The organism is Staphylococcus sp. Marseille-Q5304, from assembly GCF_943737015.1.
In the GTDB taxonomy this organism is placed as follows: domain Bacteria; phylum Bacillota; class Bacilli; order Staphylococcales; family Staphylococcaceae; genus Staphylococcus; species Staphylococcus hsinchuensis.
This window is the reverse complement of the sequence record NZ_CALSFP010000004.1, coordinates 24,955-43,128: the sequence shown is the minus strand read 5'-3', so window position 1 is coordinate 43,128 and position 18,174 is coordinate 24,955. Positions and strand designations below refer to the sequence as shown.

Annotated in this window: 19 protein-coding genes; 12 read left to right on the top strand and 7 right to left on the bottom strand. The window is 29.1% G+C overall.

Annotated features, from left to right (window positions below; genetic code table 11):
* The first annotated feature begins 436 nt into the window (after nucleotides 1-436).
* Nucleotides 437-1,231: a ParA family protein gene (locus NGI30_RS11290; RefSeq protein WP_002448023.1), complete on the top strand. Its 795-nt coding sequence runs from the start codon at nucleotides 437-439 to the stop codon at nucleotides 1,229-1,231.
* A 5-nt stretch (nucleotides 1,232-1,236) separates the two neighbouring features.
* Entirely contained in the window at nucleotides 1,237-1,437 is a 201-nt protein-coding gene (locus NGI30_RS11285) for a hypothetical protein (RefSeq protein WP_002448025.1), read from the top strand.
* 359 nt (nucleotides 1,438-1,796) lie between these two features.
* On the opposite strand, the gene NGI30_RS11280 is transcribed toward NGI30_RS11285, so the two are convergent.
* The 3 genes from NGI30_RS11280 to msr(A) form a co-directional block, all read right to left on the bottom strand.
* Complete coding sequence (locus tag NGI30_RS11280) at nucleotides 1,797-2,405, bottom strand: recombinase family protein (RefSeq protein WP_053038345.1); 609 nt, start codon at nucleotides 2,403-2,405, stop codon at nucleotides 1,797-1,799.
* A gap of 485 nt (nucleotides 2,406-2,890) precedes the next feature.
* A complete protein-coding gene (locus tag NGI30_RS11275; protein WP_000196697.1) occupies nucleotides 2,891-3,790 on the bottom strand; it encodes an Mph(C) family macrolide 2'-phosphotransferase in 900 nt (299 codons plus the stop codon).
* Between the two features lie 98 nt (nucleotides 3,791-3,888).
* Nucleotides 3,889-5,355 carry an ABC-F type ribosomal protection protein Msr(A) gene (msr(A), locus tag NGI30_RS11270; RefSeq protein ID WP_002440784.1) on the bottom strand — a complete coding sequence of 489 codons (1,467 nt, stop codon included), beginning with the start codon at nucleotides 5,353-5,355 and terminating at the stop codon, nucleotides 3,889-3,891.
* Nucleotides 5,356-5,828: 473 nt separating this feature from the next.
* On the opposite strand from msr(A), the gene NGI30_RS11265 reads away from it, so the two are divergent.
* The 4 genes from NGI30_RS11265 (at nucleotide 5,829) to NGI30_RS11250 (ending at nucleotide 9,132) form a co-directional block, all read left to right on the top strand.
* Nucleotides 5,829-6,503 carry an IS6 family transposase gene (locus NGI30_RS11265; protein ID WP_001105960.1) on the top strand — a complete coding sequence of 225 codons (675 nt, stop codon included), beginning with the start codon at nucleotides 5,829-5,831 and terminating at the stop codon, nucleotides 6,501-6,503.
* A gap of 23 nt (nucleotides 6,504-6,526) precedes the next feature.
* The gene (locus NGI30_RS11260; protein ID WP_002497232.1) at nucleotides 6,527-7,324 is read left to right on the top strand and encodes a replication initiation protein; all 798 of its coding nucleotides are present in this window, start codon (nucleotides 6,527-6,529) and stop codon (nucleotides 7,322-7,324) included.
* Between the two features lie 18 nt (nucleotides 7,325-7,342).
* Nucleotides 7,343-7,828, top strand: a complete 486-nt coding sequence (locus NGI30_RS11255; protein ID WP_002440848.1) for a helix-turn-helix domain-containing protein — start codon at nucleotides 7,343-7,345, stop codon at nucleotides 7,826-7,828.
* Nucleotides 7,829-8,190: 362 nt separating this feature from the next.
* Entirely contained in the window at nucleotides 8,191-9,132 is a 942-nt protein-coding gene (locus NGI30_RS11250; protein WP_001831389.1) for a cation diffusion facilitator family transporter, read from the top strand.
* A 40-nt stretch (nucleotides 9,133-9,172) separates the two neighbouring features.
* Here the strand turns inward: NGI30_RS11250 and NGI30_RS11245 are convergent, their stop codons facing one another.
* Nucleotides 9,173-9,448 (bottom strand): glutaredoxin family protein, encoded by a 276-nt coding sequence (locus NGI30_RS11245; protein WP_002489264.1) that lies wholly within the window; start codon nucleotides 9,446-9,448, stop codon nucleotides 9,173-9,175.
* Between the two features lie 174 nt (nucleotides 9,449-9,622).
* Between NGI30_RS11245 and NGI30_RS11240 the strand changes: the two genes are divergently transcribed.
* The 5 genes from NGI30_RS11240 (at nucleotide 9,623) to NGI30_RS11220 (ending at nucleotide 13,983) form a co-directional block, all read left to right on the top strand.
* Complete coding sequence (locus NGI30_RS11240; RefSeq protein WP_001831396.1) at nucleotides 9,623-9,898, top strand: metal-sensing transcriptional repressor; 276 nt, start codon at nucleotides 9,623-9,625, stop codon at nucleotides 9,896-9,898.
* Between the two features lie 14 nt (nucleotides 9,899-9,912).
* A complete protein-coding gene (locus tag NGI30_RS11235) occupies nucleotides 9,913-12,300 on the top strand; it encodes a heavy metal translocating P-type ATPase (RefSeq protein ID WP_001832797.1) in 2,388 nt (795 codons plus the stop codon).
* A gap of 33 nt (nucleotides 12,301-12,333) precedes the next feature.
* Nucleotides 12,334-12,543, top strand: a complete 210-nt coding sequence (gene copZ / locus NGI30_RS11230; protein ID WP_001831373.1) for a copper chaperone CopZ — start codon at nucleotides 12,334-12,336, stop codon at nucleotides 12,541-12,543.
* A 63-nt stretch (nucleotides 12,544-12,606) separates the two neighbouring features.
* Nucleotides 12,607-13,263, top strand: a complete 657-nt coding sequence (locus tag NGI30_RS11225) for a DUF8832 domain-containing protein (RefSeq protein WP_001831384.1) — start codon at nucleotides 12,607-12,609, stop codon at nucleotides 13,261-13,263.
* A gap of 192 nt (nucleotides 13,264-13,455) precedes the next feature.
* Nucleotides 13,456-13,983, top strand: coding sequence for a GNAT family N-acetyltransferase (locus NGI30_RS11220; protein ID WP_002440835.1), 528 nt, complete (start codon nucleotides 13,456-13,458; stop codon nucleotides 13,981-13,983).
* Between the two features lie 97 nt (nucleotides 13,984-14,080).
* Here the strand turns inward: NGI30_RS11220 and NGI30_RS11215 are convergent, their stop codons facing one another.
* Both NGI30_RS11215 and NGI30_RS11210 read right to left on the bottom strand, forming a co-directional pair.
* Nucleotides 14,081-15,853, bottom strand: a complete 1,773-nt coding sequence (locus tag NGI30_RS11215; protein ID WP_002440832.1) for an RNA-directed DNA polymerase — start codon at nucleotides 15,851-15,853, stop codon at nucleotides 14,081-14,083.
* A gap of 151 nt (nucleotides 15,854-16,004) precedes the next feature.
* Nucleotides 16,005-16,100 (bottom strand): type I toxin-antitoxin system Fst family toxin, encoded by a 96-nt coding sequence (locus tag NGI30_RS11210; protein ID WP_002441941.1) that lies wholly within the window; start codon nucleotides 16,098-16,100, stop codon nucleotides 16,005-16,007.
* A gap of 326 nt (nucleotides 16,101-16,426) precedes the next feature.
* Between NGI30_RS11210 and NGI30_RS11205 the strand changes: the two genes are divergently transcribed.
* Complete coding sequence (locus NGI30_RS11205; protein WP_002440830.1) at nucleotides 16,427-16,648, top strand: hypothetical protein; 222 nt, start codon at nucleotides 16,427-16,429, stop codon at nucleotides 16,646-16,648.
* A 1,222-nt stretch (nucleotides 16,649-17,870) separates the two neighbouring features.
* Here NGI30_RS11205 and NGI30_RS11200 read toward each other — a convergent pair.
* Nucleotides 17,871-18,146, bottom strand: a complete 276-nt coding sequence (locus NGI30_RS11200; RefSeq protein WP_002440828.1) for a helix-turn-helix domain-containing protein — start codon at nucleotides 18,144-18,146, stop codon at nucleotides 17,871-17,873.
* Nucleotides 18,147-18,174 lie beyond the last annotated feature (28 nt).

The window sequence follows — 18,174 nt, the reverse complement described above, 5'->3', positions numbered from 1 at the left end:
ACAAAGAATATATAAGAATGAATTAAGAACAACGAGATTATGTATAAGTTGAAAGAAACAAGTTTTTCAGTAACATGTTACATGTAACAAACAACACAAAGAATATATAAGAATGAATTAAGAACAATGAGATTATGTATAAGTTGAAAGAAACAAGTTTTGCAGTAACATGTTACATGTAACAAACAACACAAAGAATATATAAGAATGAATTAAGAACAACGAGATTATGTATAAGTTGAAAGAAACAAGTTTTTCAGTAACATGTTACATGTAACAAACAACACAAAGAATATATAAGAATGAATTAAGAACAACGAGATTATGTATAAGTTGAAAGAAACAAAGTTTTGCAGTAACATGTTACATGTAACAAACAACACAAAGAATATATAAGAATGAATTAAGAACAATGAGATTATGTAGGAGGGTTATTTTGAATATAATAACAGTTGGAAATTTTAAAGGTGGCGTAGGTAAAACTACAGTATCTACATTACTTTCTTATATTGCATCTGAAAACTATAACAAAAAGGTTCTTTTAATAGATTTTGATCCTCAAGGTAACGCTACTCAAATTATGAAAAGAACTTATCCAGAATTTAAAGAGGAATCACTTTCATTCATAAATATGCTAAAAAGTGGAAATATAGATGAAAGTATCATTAGATTAACTTCTAATTTATCATTATTGCCCGCTGATTCGTCTTTGGCTAATTTATCCGATATTATTTCAAAAACAGACATTTTGAAAAAAAGATATATTTTAAAAAATGTGGTAGAAAAAATTGAAAAAATTTATGATTTCGATTATGTATTTATAGATGTGCCACCTACTATAAATTCAGATTTTACTAATAATGCTGTTTACGCAAGTAATTATATTTTAATGGTATTTCAAACACAACAATCAGCTTATGAGAGCAGTCTTTCTTTTGTTAATTTTCTAAGAGATAGAAAAAAAGAGTCAGATTTACCATTTGAATTAGTTGGTGCAGTTCCAGTATTAATAAAAAAAAATGGACGAGTAGATAAACAAATATTAGAGATGTCTAAATCTGCGTTTTCTGAAGCATTATTTGAACACCAAATATATCAAAGAGAAAGAATAAAAAAGTTCGCTGCTGATGGGATAAAAGATAAAGATATGCATGATAAAAAAGTCATACATATGTTCAACAAAGTATATGAAGAATTAGTTAGTAGAATTAAATTAATTGAGGAGGAATGAAATGTATGGCTGGATTTTTAGATAATATAGATACTTCGGAAGTGAAATACACAGAGAATTATAGACCTATATCTAAAAGTACAACAATGAGAGTAGATACTGATATTAAGAAAAGGCTAAACCAAATGGCGTTAGATAAAGATACGTCTATAAAATCAATAATTGATAAAGTTTTAGAAGAATTTTTAGAAAATAATAAGTATTAAAAAGTTAATTTATAGTAATTTTTCAAATAAAGAAAATGCTAAAATGCGTCACTAGTATAGTGACGCATTTTTTGTAACTTCTGATAATCATCAATTATGTAAACTAATAAATGGAGGAGTATTATGAAAACAGGTCCACTGAAATGTCCAAACTGTGACCAAAAGGTAGAATAGATTATATAGTTACAAAAAAAGAATATAGTTTAAAAATCTTCATTATTGAGAAAAAATATGGAAAAAAAGAGAGGGCAAAAACGCTCTCTCCTTTTCCTGTCTTATTATTAAAATCTCATAATACATGATTAACATGTACTATGGGACGCTGTGAGAAATGCTCATTTGCATTGACAATCCATTTACTAAGATAATCCCTTATCATTTTTAATTCTATAAACTGTCTGTCTTGTAATATTAACTTCTTTCGCAATCTTACTAATTGCTTGTCCTTTTTCTAACATTTCGACGACTCGATGATAGATAACACGTTTTTGAGGATCTTTCGCATTCGGTGAATAGAGTAACGGACGTCCTTTATATACACCTTTGTCTTTTGCGACTTGAATCCCTTGCGCTTGTCTACGTTTACTTTCATTTCTCTCTTGTTCTGAAACCATTGCTAAAATTTGAACGATTAAATCTTTCATAAACTTATCCAGTAATGGATTACCAATAACTTCATTCATCATAGGTAAACTCGTAATCATTAACTGAACATCTTTTTCTTTCAAATAATTAACAGTTTCAATAATTTCATCATAATTACGTCCTAAACGATCAATTGACTCCACAACGAATCGATCTCCTATTCTTACAAAATTAAGGGCTTCTTGAAATACAGGTCTATTTTCAACTGATTTGCCTGATTGCTTCTCTGTAAAGATTTTCTCTACGCCAAACGTTTTTAAATTTTCCAACTGTCTTTCTAAATTTTGATCTATCGAAGATACTCTTGCATAACCTATAATCATTTATTTTCACTCCACAATTAATATACACCCTAATCATACGTTTTAGTCGTTATAAATTCAACAACTATATTTGTATGATTAGGGTGTACTCAAAGTGTACATATCTATAATTAAAACTTACTAAAAATAAATATAGATTTTTTCTTTGTAACAGAACCGTTCATTTGAAGGTCATCTCTATCATAAATATTTAAATTAACTAAAAATTTTAATCATCTGTTTAATACTTATGAAATGTATTTACGGTAGGTATTAAAATTGATGAAATTTATATAAGTGCTTTCAATGAAAATGACCGTTTATTTATCCTCCTGATTTAAGGAGTTAGAAATTTCGAAAACGATTCTTTCCATTTGTTGCATTTGTTCCATGTCCAGATATTTAATACATTATAGAAAACCAAAGACCATCACTAATTAAACGCAGTTTTAAAATTTCATCAGGATTGCCTTCGTCTTTAAAATGGGCCTCTTTTAATATAAGTTCTACTCTTTCATACCTAACTCTTTCAATGCCATCGTTTCATACGCCGATTCTCCTGATTCCATAGCAAACTCAGCGATAAACATTGGGAATACTGCATTGAGTTCTATTATATGCTCTTTCATTCGTGGCCATATTTCACCTCCAGCTTTACCGTATGCTGTTATAAGTTGCTCTAATCCTTCGTCGTCGAATACACGATGGTGTCCTATAAAGTCCATTGATGGGTCGGAGTGGGTTGCTTCAGTCCAGTCTATGAGACCTGTGACGTTTGCTTGGTTATCTACCATTATATGTCCTGGATGTAAGTCCCCATGTATCATGGTCGCATGTCGAGGCCATAGTTCGTCGTTTTCTAACCATTGTTTCCATCTGTTCCATAATTCATCTGATACGCCATAAGTTTCTTTAACTTTATTCATTCTTCTTTGAAAGTCATTTTTTATTTCTTGTATGGTTTTGATATTTATATGCTGAACGTTAATGTTTTCTTCTGGTATGTTGTGTAAATCTACGAGTGTTTCAGCTAATGTGTTAATAAAGTTTTCTGGTAATGGTTTGTGTTCAATTTCCCATACATAATTTTGTATTTCTGGATCTATTGTGGCTGCGGGTTTACCTGTAAGTTTTGGGTAAGCAATAAGGTCTTTTGCATGTACTTTCCACTTCGGTATTTCAAATGAAACATTCTTCTGTAAGAAGTCTACCGTTTGTTTTTCGGGTTTTGTTCGTTTATAAACGTCAGGTCTTCTTGGTAGTCTCAAAACCCATTCTACTCCATGTTTATCTTTTCCAAATGCAACTTGAAAATCAAGTCCCGATTCATTCAATGAGATTGTTTGAGGTTGGATGTGTAATTGATATTTTTCTGCACATTTAATAATTTCATTATGTCGAGTCATTTTATTGGATCCTTATTTCTATTATATTTTTCTTGTGAACGTATTTTTTATATTGATATAAATGAACCTAATATTCAATATAAATTAGTGTATAGTTTTTAAGTTATATCATGAATAGATTGTCCTGTTAATTCCCATTTTTTATCTGATACATGTTTAACAAACCTTGTATCATGTGATGTAAACAAAATGATTCCAGGATATTTATTCATAAACATTTCTAATGCTTCTAATGTTTTAATATCTAAAAAATTAGTTGGTTCATCCAAAATTAACATATTCGCTTTCGTTGAAAATAATACTGCTAACGATAATTTCGTTCTTTCCCCACCACTCAAAACATTACAAGAACGATCAAGTGCTTCATTTAAACCCAAGTTATTTAAAATAGCTCTACTGAATGATTCTGATGAATCCGTTTCATCCATTAAATATTGCAATAATGAAACGTCACGCATGTCTTCATAAGCAAGTTGACGATAGTATGCCATTTGCACTTTAGGAGAACAATCAATTCCCTCTATTTGGTGGTAAATAGCTTCAAGTAAAGTTGTCTTACCTACACCATTTGCACCTACGAGCGCTATATTTTTGCCATATGGTATTTGGAATCGTACTTGTGTTAGCAGTTTTTGACTTCCTTTAACCAATGTTAGATTTTGTGCAATGATTGGATAATTATTATGGATATCATAAATTTTATTTTGTGGGAAATTGAATTCATGATAACTTTGTGGTTTTTCAACTTCTTCCAAATGTTCCATTCTTTTTTCAATATGCTTAGCTTGTTTTTGAGCAGCCTTCTCAACCGTGCCTTTTTGTTTTGATGCACTTAAACGATCTGGTGCTATACTTTTGTTTTTTTGTTTTGATGATGCTTGTGCCATTTGTTGCGCTTGATTTCGTTTAGCTTTACTGGCTTGGGACAATCTTTGTTTTTCACTTATATACTGTTCATATTGACGTTGTTGTTCTAACTGTTCTTGTTCATATTGATTTTGATACTGTGTGTAATTACCTTTAAACACTCTTATTGTGCCATCTTCTTGTATATCCCAAATTGTGTCAGCAATTTGGTCTATAAGTGCTCTATCATGACTTACTATAATTAAAGTACCATAGTAATATTTTAAAATATTTTTCAGATAATCTTTACCAATTTTATCCAAGTGATTTGTAGGTTCATCTAAAAGTAATATCGGACTATAATTTGATATGACATTAGCTAATTTATATTTTGCTTTTTCACCACCACTCATACTGTCGGTTGTATGCATAGGTATATGGATTTCACTCATTAAACTACCGTCTAACGTGTTAAAATCATTTTCCACATCCATGTTAAGCTGTTCAAAATATTGAATTTCGCCAACCGTTTCAACTGTTCCAGATTCTGGTTTTGTTTTTTGAGCAATCATATTTAGTAATGTGGTTTTGCCAGTACCATTACCCCCAATAAGTGCTATTTTTTCAAATTGGTAAGCGTAAAGATGACCGATGTTAAGTGATCGTAAATCTGTCAATTTATGATTGATTTGGTTAAATTTAATTGTATATTGTTCCATATTTATACACTCCTTGTATATTTAAAGGACGTGTACGCAAAAAAATGAGACAGGCTACTCCCGTCTCATTCACATTACACTTTCAAACACTTAAAAATTTATTATGATGTTTTAGTATTTGAAAGCGTTTATTATTCCTATCGAAGGATAAAAAATGACATAAGTCATCCTATGAGTGTGTATTGCGGACAAGCCTTTTTGAATTAATTTAGTTTTGTATTCAAAAAGGTTTATTTGAGTCTCATAGAAGCTGTCATTTTAATCCTCCTTCATCGATAAAATAGTAATGTTAATATAACATTTTGTTGGTTTTTTTACAATATATCTCTAAGTAGAAAGATTATATAACAAAAGTATAAAAATACAATTTTAGATTGATTATACATCTCCTTAATTTAGAGTGTACTCATAAAATACGGTTCTGTTGCAAAGTTGAATTTATAATATAATTTTAACAAAAAGGAGTCTTCTGTATGAACTATTTCAGATATAAACAATTTAACAAGGATGTTATCACTGTAGCCGTTGGCTACTATCTAAGATATGCATTGAGCTATCGTGATATATCTGAAATATTAAGAGAACGTGGTGTAAACGTTCATCATTCAACGATCTACCGTTGGGTTCAAGAATATGCCCCAATTTTATATCAAATTTGGAAGAAAAAGCATAAAAAAGCTTATTACAAATGGCGTATTGATGAGACGTATATCAAAATAAAAGGAAAATGGAGCTATTTATATCGTGCCATTGATACAGAGGGACATACATTAGATATTTGGTTGCGTAAGCAACGAGATAATCATTCAGCATATGCGTTTATCAAACGTCTCATTAAACAATTTGGTAAGCCTCAAAAGGTAGTTACAGATCAGGCACCTTCAACGAAGGCAGCAATGGCTAAAATAATTAAAGCTTTTAAACTTAAACCTGACTGTCATTGTACATCGAAATATCTGAATAACCTCATTGAGCAAGATCACCGTCATATTAAAGTAAGAAAGACAAGATATCAAAGTATCAATACGGCAAAGAATACTTTAAAAGGTATTGAATGTATTTACGCTCTATATAAAAAGAACCGTAGGTCTCTTCAGATCTACGGATTTTCCCCATGCCACGAAATTAGCATCATGCTAGCAAGTTAAACGAACACTGACATGATATATTAGTGATTAGCTATATTTTTTACTTTGCAACAGAACCGTTTTTTACATTGTGTAATAAACTTAAAGAACAAGACACACGTAAACTAGAAATACCTTTTGATGAATTAAAACATCTTAGTAATTATTACTCACGATCACAAGCGCGTTTTATAAAAGATTTAGAACATGTATACGATAAAATGTTGCATTTAACTTATACAGAACGTAACGAGCAATCATTTGAAAAATTTGTATTGTTCACTTCTTATAAAGTTGATATAAAAAAACAATACCTGTCTATTAGTGTTAATAATGATTTGAAGCATATACTCAATTCAATTACTGCTGATTTCACTAAATTTGAACTACAGGAAATGACACAACTAAAATCAACTTATGCAAAAAATATGTTTAGATTACTAAAGCAATATAAACATACAGGATATTTCAAAATTCAAATTAATGATTTCAGAGAACGTTTAGATATTCCGAAAAGTTATCGAATGAGTGAAATTGATAAGTATGTATTTAAACCAATAATTAAAGAATTAGGCTTTTTATTTAAAAATCTCAATATTAATAAAATTAAAGCTAAAAAAGGACGAAAGATTGAATGGTTAGAATTTTCTTTTGAACCTGAGAAACGTATTCATTCGAAACGACAATCTAATATGATAAGTACAGGCAAACCAAAACAATATATAAGCCGTGAAATGACGCCACAATGGTTAAAAAATAACACTTATCAACCAACCACATCTAAGACATCTGCGTATACAGAAGAAGAACGTCAAGCGTTTTTACAAAAAATGAAAAAGTAAAGGAGACCCAGTTATTTGATGAAAACTGTAAAGGAAGTTTCTGAACTTTTAGATGTCTCTAAACAAACAATTCATTATCATTTAAAAAGTTTACCTTCAAATTTGAAGGTAAACAAAGTAGGTAACAAATCATTAATAGATGATAATACAATAGATTATCTAAAAACAATTTTAAATAAAAAAACGACAAAAGAATCGACAAAATTTGATGAAAAATCGACAAACAAAACAGAATCATTAAATAACCAATATAGCAGTTATATCGATAAATACATAGAGCATTTAGAATCAGAAATTCGACAAAAGAATCGACAAATTGATGATTTAACAATTGCATTAAAACAAGAACAATCTTTGAATTTAAATAGCCAAAATATATTAAGTAATACCAAAAAAATAGAAACTGATAATATAGATTCAAAAGAAGATATCATTACTACAAAAGCATCAAAAAAAAATGAACAAAAACAATCTATCTTTTCTAAACTATTCAAAAAAAAATAATGTATTCACGCCTTTAGGCGTGAATACATTATTTTCTCTAAAAAGAAATTATCACTTGTTAATTATAATATAGTTAATATTTAGCAAGTGAAGTGTGGTTTATCATATGCAAAAATCCCACTACTGTCCAAAGCAAAGTAGGGTTTTTATTTAATATACAAAATACAAAGCATTTCTATATTGACAAAGGATAAAAATCATACTAACTTATGAATATATGAGCATATATTCATAAGTTAGTATGATTTTCTTCGAGTAACAAAACATTAATTGAAATTTTATATTTTTTAACTCTATAGTTATAAAAACAAAAATTCAAATTATAGAAAATATTTTTCATCATTAAAAAGAGGAGGGATTAAATGGAAAACGATCACAATCATAATCATACACATGGCGCGAACAAAAAGACTTTATTAATTAGTTTTATTATTATTACAAGTTACATGATTGTAGAAGGGTTAGGTGGTTTCTTTACTAACAGTCTTGCGTTAATTTCAGATGCTGGTCATATGTTAAGTGATTCTATTTCTTTAGGTATTGCTTTAATTGCATTTACTTTAGGAGCGAAGCAAGCTAATACAAATAAAACTTTTGGCTACAAAAGGTTTGAAATACTAGCAGCTGTACTTAATGGTATTACTTTGATGTTAATAGCTATCTATATTTTTTATGAAGCTATTGAGAGATTTAAAAACCCCCCTGAGGTAGCTTCTACAGGCATGTTAATTATCGCCTTGGTAGGCTTGTTTATTAATATTATTGTGGCTTGGATAATGCTGCGTGGGAGCGATGTAGAAGAAAACTTAAATATGCGTGGAGCATATTTGCATGTAATAAGCGACATGCTTGGATCTATAGGTGCAGTTATAGCAGCCCTTCTCATTATATTTTTTAGATGGGGGTGGGCGGATCCTTTAGCAAGTGTGATTGTAGCAATTTTAGTACTACGTAGCGGCTTTTATGTAACAAAATCAAGTCTTCATGTATTAATGGAGGGAGCACCAAGCAATATAAATACAAAAGACATTATTAAAACTATTAAAAAATTCAAAGAAGTTAAAAATATTCATGACTTTCATGTTTGGTCAGTAACTAGCGGATTAAACGCGTTATCTTGTCATATTGTTGTAGAAGATACAATGACCATTACTGAAAATGAGTTTTTACTTAAACGTATAGAACATGAACTCAATCATCAAAATATTCAACATGTCACAATACAGACTGAAACTTCTAACAATAATCATAGTGAAAAATTGTTTTGTATCGTGAAAGAAGAAGACAGTCAACATCATCATTAAATAAACAGCCATTATTTTTTAATAATGGCTGTTTATTTAATTATTCCAATATATTTAATATATCTTTTTTGTTATTTTCAAATCCCACGTAATATTTAAACAACTTTTTTTTACCCCAAAAATTTTTTTTATAAAAAACAAATAAGGGAACAATTCGGTTGCCTGATATTTTTTTCATTTCTTCTTCTAAGTCCAAATTTTGACTTACATCTTTATGACTATAACTAATCTCTTGAGAGTTTAAATACCTTTTTGATTCTTGGCAATCAGAGCATGTAGGTCTTGTGTAAAGCTCAAGTTGTATATTTTTATCCAAATATATCTCTCCTAATATAAGTTTTAGCATACATTTTATACAAGTGTACCTCTTAAAACAAACTATAAATATTAATTTTTTATATGAAACTTTTGTATTGACTTATACCTGATGGGGGTATAATATAGATTCCAACAAGAGATACCCCGTTAGGGTATATTAGGAGGGGTGAAATTGAACACTACTACTGTTAAAAACAATGACGCATTGCTCAATAGACTCAAAAGATTAGAAGGACAAATGCGCGGTTTACAATCAATGATAGCAGAAGATAGATATTGTATAGATGTACTAGTACAAATAACAGCAATACAATCAGCCCTAAAACAAGTGGGTTTTATAGTAACTGAAGACCATATATCTAATTGTGTAAGTGAAGGTATTAAAAATGGCAACGGAGAAGAAAGTATCAAAGAATTGATGGTTGTATTAAAACAATTTTCAAAATAGGAGGAAAGAAATAATTGAGTGAAAATATTAAAAAAACCTCATTAGGTATCACAGGCATGACATGTGCAGCTTGCTCGAATAAAGTAGAAAAAAATCTAAATAAATTAGATGAAGTTAACGCTAATGTAAATCCTTCTACAGAGAAAGCTACAATTGAATATAACCCCAATGTTACATCATTAGAAGATATTGCAAATACAATTCAAAAAACAGGTTATGGAGTTTTAACCGAAAAAGTGGATCTCGATGTAATGGGAATGACGTGTGCAGCTTGTTCGAATAAAATCGAAAAAGTTTTAAATCGAATCTCAGGTGTAAATAAGGCTACAGTTAATTTAACCACAGAAAGTGCTACTGTAGAATACAACCCTGATATGACGTCTGTAGATGAATTTCAACAACGTATTAAAAACCTAGGGTATGAGGCACAACCTAAAAAAGAAGCATCAGAAAAAAGTTCCCAAAAAGAAAAACAATTAAAACGACAGTTAATTAAATTAGTTGTTTCAGCTGTTTTAGCAGCTCCATTGTTAATGACAATGTTCGTTCATTTATTTGGTATTCAAATACCACATATATTTATGAACCCGTGGTTCCAATTTGTATTAGCAACGCCTGTTCAATTTGTTATTGGTTGGCAATTTTATGTAGGCGCTTATAAAAACCTTCGTAATGGGTCAGCAAATATGGATGTTCTTGTCGCTTTAGGTACAAGCGCAGCCTTCTTTTATAGTATTTATGAATCGATTAAGTGGTTAATTAATACAAATTATGAGCCACACCTATATTTTGAAACAAGTGCTGTATTAATTACTTTAATTCTTTTCGGAAAGTATTTAGAAGCACGTGCTAAAACACAAACAACAAATGCGTTAAGTAAATTGTTGAATTTACAAGCTAAAGAAGCACGTATATTACGCAACGGTGAAGAGACTATGGTTCCTTTAAGTGAGGTAAAAGAAGGAGACTATTTAGTTATCAAACCAGGAGAAAAAATACCAGTAGATGGCAAAATAATTAAAGGTATGACTTCAATTGACGAGTCAATGTTGACAGGTGAATCTATTCCTGTTGAAAAAATGCAAAATGATAATGTTATAGGATCAACAATGAATAAAAATGGAGCAATTACTGTTGAAGCAACAAAAGTTGGTAAAGATACAGCTCTTGCCTCCATTGTTAAAGTTGTCGAAGAAGCACAAGGTTCTAAAGCGCCAATACAAAGACTAGCAGATATTATTTCTGGATATTTTGTACCTATCGTTGTAGGTATCGCGATTTTCACATTTATTATATGGATTTCATTAGTTCAGCCGGGACAATTTGAACCAGCCTTAGTTGCTGCAATAGCAGTATTAGTTATCGCTTGTCCTTGTGCGTTAGGCTTAGCTACGCCTACTTCTATAATGGTGGGTACCGGAAAAGCTGCTGAAAATGGCATTCTATTTAAAGGTGGAGAACACATTGAAGGTACACACGCTATTAATACAGTTGTTTTAGATAAAACTGGCACTATAACAAATGGCACACCTGAAGTCACTGATTTTAGTGGAGATGATCAAACATTACAATTGTTAGCTAGTGCAGAAAAAGGTTCTGAACACCCACTAGCTGAAGCTATCGTAAGTTATGCTAAAGAAAAATCATTAGAATTTTTAGAAGTAGACCATTTTGAAGCTATACCAGGGCGCGGTATAAATGCAACAATTGATGGTAAAGAACTTTTTGTCGGAAATCGAAAACTAATGAGTGAAAAAGGAATCCAAACTAATGAAGCTGAAACAAATCTCGCTCAATTTGAAAAAGAAGGAAAAACTGCAATGCTTATAAGCGTAGATAACGAATTGAGAGGGGTTGTCGCTGTAGCTGATACAGTTAAAGATACTGCCCAACAAGCTATTCAAAAACTTCATGAATTAGGTATTGAAGTTGCTATGTTAACTGGTGATAACAAACGTACCGCACAAGCAATAGCAAAACAAGTTGGTATAGACACGATTATTGCAGAGGTTTTACCAGAAGAAAAAGCTTCTAAAGTAGCAGAAATTCAATCTGAAGGTAAAAAAGTAGCTATGGTTGGAGATGGTGTCAATGATGCTCCAGCACTAGTTAAAGCAGATATTGGTATTGCCATTGGTACAGGTACAGAAGTTGCAATCGAAGCTGCTGATATAACTATTTTAGGAGGAGACCTTTTATTAATTCCAAAAGCAATAAAAGCAAGTAAATCTACAATTCGTAATATTCGCCAAAATCTATTTTGGGCGTTTGGTTACAATGTTGCAGGTATCCCTATAGCAGCAATTGGTCTGCTAGCACCTTGGGTTGCGGGAGCAGCAATGGCTTTAAGTTCTGTAAGTGTTGTCACAAACGCTTTACGTCTAAAACGTATGAAATTATAAGAATCTTATATTTCTTGAAAGGAGGTGACAACATTGACTAACGAAGTTATTAATGTAGAAGGTATGAGCTGTGACCATTGCAAGCATTCAATTGAAAAAGCATTAAATGGATTAGATGGTGTAACATCTTCAGAAGTAAGCTTGGCGAATGGGAATGTGGAAGTTGAATTTGATGAAAATCAAGTAGCTTTCAACGACTTTAAAGAAGCTATTGAAGATCAAGGTTACGATGTAATTAAATAATTTAAATAGTTGGGCATATCGTTTAATGATATGCCCTTATTAAAAATTAAGGAGGATAAAAATATGAATCATAATCATGAATATCATTCAAACAAACCCGAAATTAAAGCAAATGTTGTATATAGAGATGGTAATATAGAAATTACGTTAGAAGATGAATTTAATAATGCCCCATTATTAGATACTATGCATGAAAAAGAAATGCATTTCGTTTTAGTATCTAATGACATGGAGAAATATTACCACCTACACCCTCAAAAAAAGCATGAAGGTTTATTTATAATTAACCAACAATTAGAGCCAGGAACTTACCAGGCTTTTGTTGATGTTACACCAAAAAACCATGTGTATTCCGTTCATCCTATTGAACTGCAAATTGGAGATAAAATAACCTCTACAACATCTTTAAATTCTGATAAAAATTGGGTAAAAGTTAACAAAGGAGTTCATGTAACTTTAAATTCTATAAGTGCTAAAGAAGATGAACATGTCCCTTTAACTTTCAATACAGAATTAACTCCCCAACCTTATTTAGGAGCTTTAGGACATGTGATTATATTTGATGAGCAATTAACTGATTATATTCATGTTCACCCAGAATCACCTGATTCTACAACCTTTTATGCTCATTTTCCTAAAAAAGGGATGTATAAAATTTGGGCAGAATTTAAATTTAATGATGAAGTGCATAGATTTACTTATAATATTAAAGTTGCATAAATCTATTAGCAAAAGCTTAAAAATCAGTAAATTGTAAAGAGTTATTTAGATAATACAAAACGCTTTATAAAAAATCGAAAATTTAAGATAGAAAGTTGATGAAGAAAGTATCAAAAAATTGTAGTGGTTGTTTATATTGCAACATTCACTGAATTTTTATAGTTAATAACCTATTATTTAAGGAGTAATTTATTGATTAAGTTTGAATATTTTGAGGAGAAAGATTTTGATTTATTAATAAACTGGATAAACTCTCCTGAACTTTTAGTCAAATGGGCAGGTACAGATTTTAATTATCCCCTAGATGAAGAACAATTAAAGGAATATATTAAAGACACAAATAAAGAAAATTCTAGTAAAATAATTTATAAAGTTATCATTGAAGAAAATAATTCAAAAAAAATTATAGGTCATATTGCTTTAAATAATATAGATTTTAAAAATTGTTCCGCCACGTTAGGTAAAGTTTTAGTAGGTGATCCGCAAATGCGTGGCCAAGGATTAGGCCCTAAAATAATAAAGAAATTATTGAAAAAGGCTTTTGAAGATTTGGGACTACACAGAATTGAATTAGGTGTTTTTGCCTTTAATAAATCAGCTATTAAAAGTTACAAAAAGATTGGATTTATAAAAGAAGGAGAAAAAAGAGACTTTAGAAAATTAAATGGAGAATATTATAATTTATGGCAAATGAGTATGTTAGAAAGCGAATGGTCTTGAATAATTTTAAACAAAAATAGTCCTCTTATTAAAATAAGAGGACTATTTTTGTTTATTTAGAGCGTACAATAATCATACAATACAATTGTAAATTTAATTATATTAAATTTACATACTCTAAATCTATAAGTGGTACTTTTTCTTCTAATAATTCATTAAAAAATTCATCCACAGCATCATTTGAATTAATATAACGCCAGTTTAAATCACTCTTATATCCTTTTTGATTTGATCTATAGCTTTGACTATTGCAATAACTATTAATTTTATCTTTAGGAATTACATTTTCTTTTATTAAATAATAAATAAAATATCTGAAATACCATAAATTTTGTGACATTACACCTATTTTTTCGGGATAACTATCCTTAGAATTTTTAAATAGGTCATCAATTTTTTTCAATAAACTTTCTATTCTCCAAGGCTTTCGTAGATAAATTATTGTCAATAATGACAAAGATAAATTATCTGTATTTTCATTTAGTAAATTCAAAACATTCTTTTTTAAAAGAATATCTACATCATATTCAACAATATAGACAAGAATCTGGTATGTTTCTTGATGATAATCATTTTTATTATAAAATACTAATAAATTTTTAATCTCTTCGTTCCTATTTCTAAAATACTGTTTAACTTGTTTTGAGACTACTTTTTTATCATCCATTTTAACAGCCAAATAGTTTAATAAAGATAGACATCTATTTGTTAATTTAGAGTCCTTTAGTGATAAATCTAATATAAATTGTAAAATGTTAAATTTAGTAATATTATTGGTATAGCCAAATATCTTACTTATTTTATTTTTATTGATTTTCTTATACTTGAAGGTATTTTCTATTACTGGAAAAATACATTTTATTGCGCCTTTATTACCTTTTCTTTCTTCATCTATACATAAATCAATAAAGTTTTTAATACCTATAATCCAAGTTTCTTCTTTACTATCTGAAGAATAATTTTTAAAATAATTAAATATAAAGTCTTTGTTCTGTGTATGTATGTATGGAAAATCATTTATTTCGGTTTTCTTATCATTGATTTTCAATTCATATTTCATACATAGCTTATTAAAATCTCTGTAAAACTTGTCTTTTTCCTCTTCAAAATTAAACGGGAATGATATGTCATCTACGTATCTCGCATACCTATATCCTTTATTTTCCATTTCAGAATCAATATAGCACATATATAATTCACTAATAATACGACTTAAAATATTCCCAGTAGGTATTCCATGAGTTTGATTGTATTGACAGGAGGCAATTAACTTATCTAATTTGTTTGAAAACCCTTTATCCCTTTCTTTTTTAGCATTTTTCTTCCCCATTATTACCCAAGGGATACTGTGTGTATAGAGAGAATGGTAAAAATTGGATAAATCAACATTTAATATATGATTCCCCCCGAAAAGTAAAGTCTTTTTTAAATTATCCGTAAATTTAAAATCAAAATCTGCAAGTGAAAAAAATTTAGATGTTGAAAATTTATTAGCTAGAAAAATTCTTTTAAATTCCTCTTTATTTTTTTGTATAAAAAACATCAAATTTAAATAGCTATATATATTAGGGATTTTATACTCTCTCCTTGATATATTACTTTTCGGAATAGTAAATGTTATTGGTTCAGTACTATATACTTTTTTATCATTAAACATTTTCATAGTATAAAACGGATTATCAGAAATATATTCTGCTAACTTACTCATGTTAAATATTTTCAAATAAAATGCATCTGATTTACCATAGCTATTTAAATCTGTTATATCTTGATTATTTTTTGGAGTAATATCAAAATAACCATAGTTAATTAAAAAATTAGTACTAAATAAATCATCATACAATTTTTCCAAACTTTTTTTACTTTTCATAACCTTCCTCCTTTAATGTTCCTTCTATCTTTGCATTCCTCTCCACTATGATGTTATAATACATCTAACGAAGATTATATGCATATATGCACCAATCCCCTCACTATTTGTGGTAGTGAGGGGATTTTTTGATGCGGCTTAACGTCGCCTCCTATTTATTGCGTTTACTACTAAGCCAGTAAGTAAAATACGCAACTGCACAGCCACTAATGACTGGTGCAATGATGTGAACGAAGATCATAAGCATATTAAGCACCTCCTTCCGTCGAAAATACCGCCGGAAGTTAAGGCGACTCTGTTATTATATCATTTGTGAATACGTAAGCATATGCACTTCCGATAAGTTGAATTATGTCAGCTCAATGATAAAATAATATAGTTACTTCGATTAAAATAATACAATTTCCACTTTTTCTAAAGTCAAAATGTTTATAATAAATATGAGTATATTATTAAAAAAATTTGCAAATATTGAAATGAATTAGTTAAAGATGAACTAACTAAAATACTATTACAGTTTATTTAGATGCATTAATAAAATTGTAAGTGTTTTATACTTAAGGAGGATTTTAAATGTCGAAAGAAAAAATAACTAGAGAAAAAACATCTATTAAAATACACAGAACTTTCAAACCATTATTTGATGAATTAGTAGCAGAAGAACGAGACAGTAAAATAGATTTTATGGATGCGTTGTTAGTATTTTATGCTAAAGAAAACCATCCAGAGATTTTAGAAGCCTTTAAAAATCAGGAATTAAAAACGCAAAAAAATGAAAAAGCAAAGGATCTATAAATAAATGTAGTATTTATTATCATTATTCATTTGTCTACCAATGTTCCTTTATAAGCAGTCAATAATGCATAAAGAAAGATACGTTTAAATGAAAATGAGACAATACATATCTAAAATACAAAGCGCTTAATAGAAATAATTAATCTATTAAGCGCTTTGTTTACTTAATCAAATAAATCATAAATTAATGATTTCTGAAAAAGGAATCCTTGCTCTTTTCTCAATTTATATAAATTAGAACACGTTTGCACATAATCAAATATCAAAAATGATTTTTAAAAAGAAGAGATTAAAAAAATCATTAGTGAATAAACTTCTAACTCTTCATACCAAAATAGCTCCTTATAAATTTAAAAAACATAAAATTTAACATATAAAAATTTGCGATTTGTTTTATTGCTTTTTAAAATTTTAAGTATCAATTAATAACACAAATTCATTTTCTATAACTACTTAAATTTCGTTTTTGGTGTTTCATTTTGTCAAAAATGGCTTATTCTATCAGAATAAAACTTCAAAATTCTTTATTCTACTAGAATAAAAGGGTCTCTGAAGCCCTTTAAATAGGCTTTATCTATAGGATTGGTGTTCACATTAATAATGCCATTCGTAATTTATAGAATAAAAATTACTTAATTCATTTTTGTCTAATGTAAATGTACTATAAATACTGGTATAACCGCATTTATAGTGAGAGCAAATGACGAAGGAATGGTAAGAACAATACATCAGCTATGCTGATTGACACGTCAGTGGCATTGTATTTCCTTATGCTCTTATTTTTTATTCTGTTTTTAGCATAAAAAATAATAACCTTTTAATAAAATCAATCACAACATGTCCAAAAATTCATTATAAAGAATGAGTTTATTAAATTATTAGCAGTAGAGCTTTAGAGCTCTTAAGTTATTTTTGACTTTTTGAATTACATTTACTTAAGGTATACATTCATAAAAAATGGACTTCTGTATTTAAGAAGTCCATTTGCCAAATTAATTTTATAATTTTTCTTTACCTACTGAATCTCCAAAATATATTTCTTTTTCATCATATGTTCCACCATTCAAGTAAAAATCTTGAATCTCTTTTTTTAGTGACTTTTCTTTTTCCAATACTGCTCTCGCCTAACCTTCAAGAAATTTAAAAACATAAAATGAACGTTAACTATAATTTTTCAAAATAATAGTTAACACTTGCATTGTTACATTTTTATATTATTTAATTATACAAATGAAATACACAATTTCTTTTCTGTTACATCAGCTACTGATCTTAAAAGAGACATTGTTGGAAGTACATCCCCGTTTTCAATAATTTCAATAGTTGTTTGAGGTACTTTTAGTTTTTGAGCAAACTGCATTTGTGACCATCCAATATCTTTTCGTAAACTAACAACAGCTATTGAGAATTCTAATTTCTCTCCTTGTTCTTTGTACAATGTTTCTAATTCTGAGTCGTTATTTATATCTTCTTGAATTAATTTAGAAATTAATTCCATTTAAAATCACTCCTTATATCAATTATAA